10 protein-coding genes and 2 pseudogenes are annotated in these 9,882 nt (G+C 69.4%); 3 read left to right on the top strand and 9 right to left on the bottom strand.

Annotated features, from left to right (window positions below; all coding sequences use genetic code 11):
• Positions 1-14 precede the first annotated feature (14 nt).
• Positions 15-698 (top strand): annotated as a pseudogene (locus tag ACZ69I_RS37855) (IS5 family transposase).
• Here the strand turns inward: ACZ69I_RS37855 and ACZ69I_RS37860 are convergent.
• On the bottom strand, positions 682-1,092 hold the full coding sequence (locus ACZ69I_RS37860; RefSeq protein WP_470837054.1) for an NUDIX hydrolase: 411 nt from the start codon (positions 1,090-1,092) through the stop codon (positions 682-684). The pseudogene ACZ69I_RS37855 and the gene ACZ69I_RS37860 overlap by 17 nt on opposite strands.
• Positions 1,093-1,209: 117 nt before the next feature.
• Positions 1,210-1,590 (bottom strand): annotated as a pseudogene (locus ACZ69I_RS37865) (MerR family transcriptional regulator).
• 226 nt (positions 1,591-1,816) lie between these two features.
• On the opposite strand from ACZ69I_RS37865, the gene ACZ69I_RS37870 reads away from it, so the two are divergent.
• Positions 1,817-2,776 (top strand): alpha/beta hydrolase family protein, encoded by a 960-nt coding sequence (locus tag ACZ69I_RS37870; RefSeq protein WP_470837055.1) that lies wholly within the window; start codon positions 1,817-1,819, stop codon positions 2,774-2,776.
• A 31-nt stretch (positions 2,777-2,807) separates the two neighbouring features.
• Here the strand turns inward: ACZ69I_RS37870 and ACZ69I_RS37875 are convergent, their stop codons facing one another.
• From ACZ69I_RS37875 to ACZ69I_RS37895, 5 genes are all read right to left on the bottom strand, one after another.
• Positions 2,808-3,221 carry a DUF6010 family protein gene (locus ACZ69I_RS37875; RefSeq protein ID WP_470837057.1) on the bottom strand — a complete coding sequence of 138 codons (414 nt, stop codon included), beginning with the start codon at positions 3,219-3,221 and terminating at the stop codon, positions 2,808-2,810.
• Positions 3,218-3,514, bottom strand: a complete 297-nt coding sequence (locus tag ACZ69I_RS37880) for a DUF3817 domain-containing protein (protein ID WP_470837058.1) — start codon at positions 3,512-3,514, stop codon at positions 3,218-3,220. The genes ACZ69I_RS37875 and ACZ69I_RS37880 overlap by 4 nt, the downstream gene beginning before the upstream one ends.
• Positions 3,515-3,516: 2 nt before the next feature.
• Positions 3,517-4,023, bottom strand: a complete 507-nt coding sequence (locus ACZ69I_RS37885) for a hypothetical protein (protein WP_470837060.1) — start codon at positions 4,021-4,023, stop codon at positions 3,517-3,519.
• The gene (locus ACZ69I_RS37890; protein ID WP_470837061.1) at positions 4,020-4,355 is read right to left on the bottom strand and encodes a hypothetical protein; all 336 of its coding nucleotides are present in this window, start codon (positions 4,353-4,355) and stop codon (positions 4,020-4,022) included. The genes ACZ69I_RS37885 and ACZ69I_RS37890 overlap by 4 nt, the downstream gene beginning before the upstream one ends.
• 96 nt (positions 4,356-4,451) lie before the next feature.
• Positions 4,452-5,141, bottom strand: coding sequence for a DJ-1/PfpI family protein (locus tag ACZ69I_RS37895; RefSeq protein WP_470837062.1), 690 nt, complete (start codon positions 5,139-5,141; stop codon positions 4,452-4,454).
• Between the two features lie 196 nt (positions 5,142-5,337).
• On the opposite strand from ACZ69I_RS37895, the gene ACZ69I_RS37900 reads away from it, so the two are divergent.
• Positions 5,338-6,276 carry a GlxA family transcriptional regulator gene (locus ACZ69I_RS37900; RefSeq protein ID WP_470837063.1) on the top strand — a complete coding sequence of 313 codons (939 nt, stop codon included), beginning with the start codon at positions 5,338-5,340 and terminating at the stop codon, positions 6,274-6,276.
• Positions 6,277-6,370: 94 nt separating this feature from the next.
• Here the strand turns inward: ACZ69I_RS37900 and ACZ69I_RS37905 are convergent, their stop codons facing one another.
• Both ACZ69I_RS37905 and ACZ69I_RS37910 read right to left on the bottom strand, forming a co-directional pair.
• Positions 6,371-7,645, bottom strand: coding sequence for an APC family permease (locus tag ACZ69I_RS37905; RefSeq protein WP_467682973.1), 1,275 nt, complete (start codon positions 7,643-7,645; stop codon positions 6,371-6,373).
• A 134-nt stretch (positions 7,646-7,779) separates the two neighbouring features.
• Positions 7,780-9,627: an APC family permease gene (locus ACZ69I_RS37910; protein ID WP_470837064.1), complete on the bottom strand. Its 1,848-nt coding sequence runs from the start codon at positions 9,625-9,627 to the stop codon at positions 7,780-7,782.
• Positions 9,628-9,882 lie beyond the last annotated feature (255 nt).

Consider the following 9,882-nt stretch of genomic DNA (forward strand, 5'->3'; position numbering starts at 1 on the left):
CCCGGCTTACGCCGCTGCTGCCGCGAGGTGTCAAGACGGGCCGCCCACCGGTGTGGACGCGGAGACAGTTGCTAAACGGCATACGGTGACGGACGCGGACTGGCGCCCCGTGGCGCGACGTCCCAGAACGCTACGGGCCACGGGATCGGGTCTACGACCTGTTCCGTCGCTGGCAGCGCGATGACACCTGGAGCCAGATCGTCACCCGCCTCCAAGCCCAGGCCGACGTAAAAGGTCTGATCACCCGGGAAGTGAACGTCGACTCCACGATCTGTCGGGCCCATCAACACGCCGCAGGGGCGGTGAAAAAGGGGATCCAAAAGGAACCGCCCGGTGGTGTCGGTGTCGAGCCAGAGGACCACGGGATCGGACGCTCCCGCGGCGGCTTGACCAGCAAGATTCACCTGGCCGTCGAGAAGCGGCAGAAGCCTCTGGAAGCGCTGATCACGGCCGGTCAACGAGGTGACTCCCCGCAGGTCGAGCCAGTCCCCGCCGACCGAGTCCGCAACCGCCACAAACTTGGCCCCCGAGGCGGGAGGCCACCAGAGTTCGACAAGATCGATTACCGCGAACGGCACGCCGCCGAGTGCGGGATCAATCGTCTCAAGCGCCACCGCGCCGTGGCCACGAGGTAGGACAAATCGGCCGTCCACTTCGAAGCGACCGTGCTGATCGCAGTCCTCAATGAGTGGCTGTGAACGTCGCCTTGGCATGCTTGAGCATGCGCATGGCGTCGGCAGCTGCCGGTGACAACACCGCGGCGTCCTGTACGTCGGCCAGCGGAACCCACACCGCCGCCTCGGTAGAGCCGTCGATCTCGGTCACCACCGGCGCCCCTCCCCTGAGAGACGCAGCGTAGAAAAGTGCTGTCAGGCTCCAGCTAATGCCATTCCTATGAGCCGAGTATGTCCTCGCGTCGAGCAGCCGGGCCTCTACCAGCTCAAGGCCCGTTTCTTCCAAGAGTTCGCGAGCCAGTGCGTCAACGGGCTGCTCGCCCGGATCGATCCCCCCGCCAGGCAAATGCCATAGGCCCGGCATGAAAACGGGCGAAGCATCCGACAACCGGGCCAACAGCAGCCGATCATCTTCCATGGCGATTGCATACGCCGAAATGCGAGTCCTTACCTGAGCGTTCACAGGCTCCACCCCTCCCTGCACCGATGTCAGGCGGAACCCTAACGCCATCAAGATCGACTTCCGCAACAGGCCCTAGGCGGTGGTTGCCTGTCGGCAGGAAGTGCCGGTGAGCATGTTGCTCGTCGCGGCGGCGATCACCGCGTCGAGCCGGTCCCTCGCGTGCGTGAGGTCGATGATGCGCTGCTCGACATGTTCGCGCTCCGCTGCCAACCCCTTGAGCAGGGCGGGCGTGGCGCGGCCGGCGGTGACACTCGGCATGAGCTCGACGATCGTCTTGCTGGACAGCCCGGCGGCGTAGAGCTACTGGATCATCTGGACCTGGCCGACCGCACTCTCGGAGTAGTGGCGCTGGCCTCTGGGGCTGCGCTCGGCGGCGAGCAGATCCTGCTCCTCGTAGTAGCGCAGGGCCCGGACACTGACACCGGTCCGGGCGGCGAGTTCTCCGATGCGCATCTCGTCTCCTGTGTGGCACCCACCACAAAGCTTGCCTCCGACGTCGCTTGCCTCTGACGTCGACGTCAGGTTTTAGCGTAAGCGACGTGCGCCTCGCCGGGGGGCTCCGCCGGTGCCTTTCCTCGCGCACAAGGGCCTGAACGAGAGGAGCGTGCGCAGCGCAGTCGCCGTCTCCGGACGGGCGACCTGATCCCATCACACGCACCACGTCTGGAAGAAGCACCGCATGACCCCGTACAAGGCGACCGGCCTCATCGATCCCCCCTCCACCCCGACCGTGTCCGTCAAACCCGTCGTACTGTCCGCACCGCAGCGCGGTGAAGACCTGCACGTGCGTGTCTCCGCACCAGTCATCGGCACCAACTTGCCGATCGTGCTGTTCGCGCACGGATTCGGCTCGAGCCTGGACGGCTACGCACCGCTCGTCGACCACTGGGCCTCCCATGGCTTCGTGGTGATCCAGGCGACACACCTCGACTCCAGGCGCTTCAACGTGAGCGCGGATGACCCCCGCAAACCTCACATGTGGCGCTACCGCGTGCAGGACATGAAGCAGATCCTCGACCAACTCGACCGCCTGGAGGCGTCCGTGCCGGGCCTGGCCGGGCGGACGGACCACAGTCGCGTCGTCGCCGCCGGACACTCCTTCGGCGGCCAGACCGCGGGCATCCTCGTGGGGCTGCGCGTCACGGATCCGACGACCGGCATCGCGCAGGACATGTCCGACTCCCGGGTCATGGCCAGCATCCAACTGGCCACAGCGGGCCGGGGCGGCGACGAACTGACCCCTTTCGCCATCGAGAACGCTCCCTGGCTGCGGGGCCAGGACTTCTCCCACGTCACCGCACCCGGACTCGTCGTCGCCGGCGACCAGGACGATCTCCCGCTCTCCACGCGGGGCCCGTCCTGGACGGCCGACCCGTACACCCTCAGCCCGAGCAACAAAAGCCTGCTCACGGTCTACGGCGGCCAGCACTCCCTCGGCGGCATCTCCGGCTACGAGGCGGCGGAAACCACCGACGAAGATACTGGCCGCGTCGCTCTCGTCCAACAAGTCACTCTCGCCTACCTGCGCCACATCACCAGCACCGATCGCTCCGGCCACACCGGCCACACCGATTGGGAAACGGCGCAGACCGCCCTCGCCGGTGACTCCCACCGGCTGGGACGACTGGAATCGAAGTAGCCCGTCCCCCGTGACCCGTGCGAAGCCCGCATCAGGAGTGGGCGCGGCCGGGCCCGAACCAGCGGCCGACGAGCGCGACCGGCGATGGTCCTCCGCGGAAGCACCACATGGCGATGACGGGGTCACAAATGGCGCAAGCCATGGACGTGTTGTGCCCGAACGGCAGGATCGGATTGCCCTTGAGCCAGTGGGCCACGTCCCACACGGTGTGCAGCAGCCAGCCGATGCCGATGAAGGTCCAGGAATCGAGTCCCCGGTAGGCGACGTACGCCGTGAGTGCGACGAACGGCAGCTCCCACGGGCCGAATCCGCCCCCGCTCAAGTAGGCGGCACCTGCCCCCGCCACCATGATCGCGTTGAAGCGGCGCCGGTGTGGCTGCTCTTTGATCAGGCACATCGCCAGGCAGTAGACGATGCCGACGATGATCGGCGACACGTAGATCATGACTGGATGGCCTCCTTGCGTTGGGTCGGGCCCGGACCGGCAGGGCTGAGCCGCCGCAGTGCGAGCAGCCCGCCCACTCCGGGGACGGCGGCGAGCGCCCTGGCGGCGGGCGTCGCCTCGTCCAGCCGCCAGGTCGCGATCACGACGAACAGGTAGGCGCAGCCGTGAGTGGGGCCCATCAAGGACGAGATGGGCCTGAGGTGGACGGTGAACAGGTTGGCCAGCATGACGATCAGCGAGAGCAGCTCGGCGTGGGCGGCGACGCGCAGGTGGCGCGGGGATCGCAGGTTCATGGTCACACCCCCGTGGTGGAGCCGGGACGGATGATCATCAGTACGGTGACCGCCGCCCACAGCAGGTTGAAGATGCCGGTGAGCATGGCGAGACGCGCCGGTGTCAAGGGAGTTGGCGACGGCGGCAGCGGCGGCCCGACGCACCCCGATCTCTCGGCCAGGGCGCGGTCCTGAGCGGGCAGGATCAGCAGGACCAGGACACCGGCGGCCGCCGCGGTCAACAGGATCGAGGTGATGAGCCAGGCGTCGCCGAGGACGCCGAGACTGCTGGCTGTGGCGAAGCCGAAGAGGGGGACGGCGATGCCGATGCCCGCGTAGACCCGACAGATGCGGTGCAGTGTCCGCAGGATCGTCAGGCCATCGCCGCCACCGCCACCGCCATAGTCGCCTTCGCCGCCATCGCCGAGGGCACGCCGGAGCGTCGCGGGGAACATGCTCGCGGCGACGGTGACCGGGCCGACGGCGACTATGGCGGCCAGGACGTGCAGCGACAGAAGAAGCTTGGTCACGCCTGGCTCTCCAGGGCGGACCCACGCTCCGGGGCGGGCGCGCGCTCGCCGGTGACCTTCGAGGACGGAAGGCGGCCGGCCTTGGAGGTGCCCTGGAGGGTGTCGCCGTCGACGGTCACGTCGAATGCCAGGTTCAGCCGCACGGGCTTGGTGATGGTCTGCTTCCAGGTGAGCCGGGCGCCGTCGAGGGTGATGTCACTGAGTGGTACTTCCTCGCCGGCTCCGTGTGCGGTGCCGGTCAGGGTGCCGCCCTGCTCACGGAGTTCGACCACGGCCTTGATCTTGCCGATGGGGGTGGAGATGGACACGTTCCAGGTGCCTTCGACCGACATGCTGATGTTCTTCCTGACTGTGCACTGCGCACATTGCACCTGACTGGGCACTGTGCGTGGGATGTGGTGAGCGGCTGGCTTGTTAGCGCCGGGTGTTCAGAGGGCGACGGGCGTCGGGCCCTGGGGACGCCAGACGGTGCCGCGCCGCTCGTGGGCGAAGAGGTCCTCGACGGCGTGCGCGACGCGGGGGCCCACCTCGCGTTCCAGCAGGTACAGGGCCAGATCGAGCCCGGAAGTGACGGCGGCGCCGGTGATCAGGTCCCCGTCGTCCACGATGCGGGCGCGGACCGCGTGGGCGCCGGCGGCGTCCAGCATGTCGAGGCCCAGGTGGTGGGTGGTGGCGTGCCGCCCCTCAAGCAGGCCCGCCAGGGCGAGTACGAGCGAGCCGCCGCAGACGGTGGCGACGGTGATGTCCGGGGCGTCCATTGCCTGCTTGAGGAGTGCGGGGAGATCGGTGTTCAGCGTGCGGCGCAGCAACACCGGGATGAACTCGTCCTGCTTCCACTCTCCGGGGACTGCCTCGTCTTCCGGGACCTCGCCGGGTTCGCCGATGCGGCCGGAGGCGCCGGGCAGCAGAAGCATGTCCGCGCGCTCCAGGTCCAGTGCGCCGGTGGCGCGCAGGGTCAGTCCGCCGGTGCCGCTGATCACCTCGCGAGGGCCCTCCGCGGAAACCAGCTCGACGGTCACCGCGCCGTCCGACGCCGAGCCGCCGGCGTACAGCACCTCGTAGGGGGCGATGACATCGAGGGGATCGAAGCCGTCGAACAGGACAACCTGGATGTGCATGGATATTCCTTCGGGGTCGATCTCCAGCGGACGCTCCGAAGTCAACCGGCTGTCACCGTGATCGCCCAGTGGCACTAGTGACAGGTTTCAACGGGAAATCGCCACCACCTTCCGGAGGGCGTGGAACTGCAGTGGGACGGAGCCGCCCATGTCCCGGGCTGGAGACGTCATGTCGGCGGGGAGGTAGGTTTTCGCCATGCACACCGTCGCCGTACTCGCGCTGGACCAGGTGATCCCGTTCGACCTGTCCACGCCGATCGAGGTCTTCTCCCGGACCCGCCTGCCCGACGGGCGGGCCGGCTATCAGGTCCGCGTGTGCGCCGAGCGTGACGAGATCGATGCCGGAGCCTTCGCGCTGCGCGCCCCGTGGGGTCTGGAGGGCCTCCAGGGCGCGGACACGATCATCGTCCCGGGCGTCGCCGATGTCGCTGCCCCACTCCCTGCCGCCGTGCGTGACGCGCTGCGGTCCGCCGCTGCCGACGGCACGCGCATCGCCTCCCTTTGCGTTGGCACCTTCCCCCTGGCTGCCACCGGGCTCCTCGACGGGCTGCGCGTCACGACCCACTGGCGTGCGGCCGGGCTCCTGGCCGTCACCCACCCGGACATCGACGTCGATCCGGACGTCCTCTACGTCGACAACGGCCAGTTCCTCACCTCGGCCGGCGCGGCCGCCGGGCTGGACCTGTGCCTGCACATGGTCCGCCGCGACTACGGCTCCGCCGTCGCCGCCGACGCCGCCCGCCTGTCGGTGATGCCCCTCGAACGGGAGGGCGGGCAGGCGCAGTTCATCGTCCACGACCACACTCCCACGCCGCACGGCTCCGAGCTGGAGGCGCTGCTCGCCTGGCTACGGGAGAACCTGGCCCGCGACCTCACCCTCGCCGACATCGCCGAGCAGGCCGGGACCAGCACCCGAACCCTGATCCGGCGCTTCAGCGACCAGACCGGCGTCACCCCGCTCCAATGGCTCCACCGGGCCCGCATCCGCCAGGCACAGCACCTCCTCGAAACCACGGAGCACTCCGTCGAACGCATCGGCGGTCAGGTCGGCTTCGGTTCACCCACCACCTTCCGCGACCGCTTCAAACGCACCACCGGCGTCAGTCCGCAGACCTACCGACGCACGTTCAGCTGAACCGATGACGCGTTGAATCGGCGACCCGTTGCACCAGTGGCCCGTTGCACCAGTGGCCCGTTGGACCAGTGATTCGTCTCGCGCAACAGGCTGCTCAGTCTGGGGAGTTGCTCGCCCTGACCCTCCGCACGCCGTACACGGCAGCGCCGAGTACGAGGACGGCGGCGCCGGAGATCACAGAGGCCACGGGCAGGGCGAAGGCGAGAGTTCCGCACCCGGCAAGGCCGAGGACCGGAACGAGGCGTGGCGGTCGGCCCTCTCCCGGAGTCAGGGTCCACGCGGCCGCGTTGGCCACGGCGTAGTAGGCCAGGACGCCGAAGGCCGAGAAGCCGATCGCGTCCCGTACATCAACCGTCGCGGCCAGGACGGCGACCACGGCACCGACTGCCAGTTCGGCACGGTGGGGAACCTGGAAGCGAGGGTGGACCCTCGCCAGCGCGTGCGGCAGGTGACGATCGCGGGCCATGGCCAAGGTGGTGCGCGAGACGCCCAGGATGAGCGCGAGAAGTGACCCGAGCGCCGCGACGGCCGCCCCGACACGCACCGCCGGGGCCAGCCCCGGGACGCCGGCGGCCCGCACGGCCTCGGCGAGCGGCGCGGCACTCCGGCCCAGGCGCTCGGGCCCCAGCACCACGAGCGCGCCCACGGCAACTGCCGTATAGACGACGAGGGTGATGCCCAGCGCCAGCGGGATAGCGAGGCGAATGGTGCGTGCGGGGTCCCGAACCTCTTCGCCGAGCGTGGCGATCCTCGCGTAACCGGCGAAGGCGAAGAACAGCAAGCCCGCTGCCTGGAGCATCCCGCCGACCGTCACGTCCCCGTCGACGCGCAGGCGCACGACGTCGGCCGTGTCACTGGTCAGGCAGGCGGCCACCACGGCGGCAAGGACCGCGAGAACGACAGTGACGATGACGCGGGTCAGCCATGCGGACTTCCGCACACCGCTGTAGTTGAGGGCGGTCAGGGTCACCACGGCGGCGACCGCAACGCCGTGGGCCTGACCCGGCCAGGCGTAGAAGCCGACGGTCAGGGCCATCGCGGCGCAGGAGGCGGTCTTGCCGACCACGAACGCCCACCCGGCCAGATAGCCCCAGAAGCCTCCCAGCCGCTCGCGGCCGTAGACGTAGGTCCCCCCTGACTCGGGATGGCGGGCAGCCAGCCGGGCCGATGACGTGGCGTTGCAGTACGCCACGATCGCGGCCAGCGCCAGAGCGAACATGAGCCCGGAACCGGCGGCGGCCGCCGCCGGGGCGAACGCGGCGAAGATACCGGCCCCGATCATCGACCCCAGGCCGATCACCACCGCGTCGGACACACCCAAGCGACGCTTCAGCGCATCCGTGCCCGTCGAGGTCCTCACCTCATGCATCGCTTGCCCCTTCAGTGCGACAGCCGTTGATCCCGGCGCACGGTAGCCGACGAAGACGTCCGGCAGGGGTGGGCCGGCCTCCGGGTCTCAGCCGCTTGCACGCATCGGGCGTGCCGCCGCGCGAAAGGCCCCGCCTAGCGGGAGCCGAGCCGGAACCTCAGCCTGCAGACCACGGCGTCCGTGTCCCGTCGTACGGCGTGGGCGACGACCGCGCCCCGCTGATTCTGCAACAACCGCTGCCACAGTCGCTCCGGCTCCGCTTCCGGGATGAGGACCGTGATCCGGGTGTCCGGCTCGGCCGCGCGCAGCCCACCTATGTACGCGGTGAGGGGCTTGCCGAGCGAGCGCCTCTCGGAGGGGAGCCTGACCAGGGGCACACCCGGATTCCACAGTGCCCAGTCGCGTTCGAGGGCCTCGGTGGCCGCCAGGTCCTCGGCGTCCAGGTGGCAGACGGTGAGGGCGCGAACGTCGTCGCCGAGGGATACGGCAGCGGTGAGTGCCTCGCTGGTGAGCCGGGTGAGCGAGGAGACCGGGACCAGAACGAGCGAGCGCTCGCGGTGTGGAGGGGCGGGGATCCGGCCGATGCCGAGGCGTTCCCCGATCCGTCCGTACGCGCGGTGCACGGTCTCGAAGGCGAGGACGAGGACGGGCAGGGCGATGACGATCAGCCAGGCCCCGTCATGGAACTTGGTGGCGGTGACGACAACCGCGGAGGCACCCGTCAGTACGGCGCCGAAACCATTGAGCAGGGCTTTCGCGACCCACTGGCTGCCGCGCTCCCGACGCCAGAGCAGGACCATCCCGATCTGGGCGATCGTGAAACCGACGAAGACGCCGATCGCGAAGAGCGGGACGAGCGTGTTCGTGTCCCCACCGGAGAACACCAGCAGGGCGGCGGAGACCAGCGCGAGCCAGATGACGCCGTGCCGGTGGACCTGGCGGTCGGCCTTGAGGCCGAAGACGTGCGGGACGTAGTTGTCCCGGGCCAGCAGCCTCAGCAGGACGGGCAGGCCGCCGAAGGAGGTGTTCGCGGAGAGCGCCAGCAGCACCATCGTCGCGAACTGCACGACGTAGAAAGCCCAGTTGCTCCCCAGTGAGGCGTCGGCGAGCTGCGCGAGAACGGTCACGTCCTGCACCGGCTGGATACCGAAGCGGGAGATCAGCGCCGACAGACCGATCAGCATCACGCCGAGCAGGGCGCCGAGCGTGACCTCCGCACGCATCGCCCGCCGGGCAGCGGGGGCACGGAAGGACGGCACCGCGTTGGCGATGGCCTCGACGCCGGTGAGCGCCGAGCAGCCGGACGCGAACGCCTTCAGGAGCAGGAGCGCGCCGACGGTGGTGGCCTGGTCGGCGAGCACGGGGGCGTGCCCGGCGGAAGCCTCGCTGGAGACCGGCGCGTCACGGAAGAGCCCGACGACGATCACGACGAGGATCGCGCCGACGAACACGGCGGTGGGGGCGATGAAGGCGCGGGCCGAGTCGACGATGCCGCGCAGGTTCACGGCCGTGATCAGAGCGAGGACGCCGAGACAGATCCACAGCCGGTCGCTGTGGAGGCCCGGGAAGGCGGAGGTGAGAGCGGCGACGCCGGCCGTGAGGGCGACAGCCACGTTGAGCACGTAGTCGAGGACGAGCGATCCCGCCGCGACGAGGCTGGTGCGGCGGCCCAGGTGCGCCCTGGCGACGGCGTAGGAGCCGCCACCGTCCGGGAACGCGGCGATGACCTGCCGGTACGAGGCGACGAGTACCGCGAGCAGACCGGCGATGGCGAGCGTGACCGGCAGCGTGAAGCCGAGCCCGTGGCCACCGGCGGCGGCCAGGACCAGGACGATCGCCTCCGGGCCGTACGCGACCGAGGCCATCGCGTCGAGCGAGAGCGCGGCGAGTCCGGAGACGGCCGTCAGCTTGTGCCGTGCGCCGGTATCGGGAGGCTCCTCGGCTCCGGATACGGCGTCGTTCTCGATGGTCGGAGCGGTCATGCGGGCGAACTCCTTCAGGCTCGTGTCCGCTCAGCGTGCGTCCAAATCGGGGCCGTTTCCGCCGCTCCTGTCGGGTTCTTTGCGCCCGAGCGGCGTCTCTTCACGCGTTCTGACGTGCGGTTGGGATCGGCGTCCCGCCACTCCTTGAGGTATCTCTCGGCTAGGTCCTGTCTGACAAAGGATCTTGGGTGGGTTCGCGGAGCCAGAGGATGAGTGCGGCGAGGTGGACTCCGGCCTTGTAGCGGGTGGCGAGTT

This window comes from Streptomyces sp. NPDC036815, assembly GCF_055609205.1.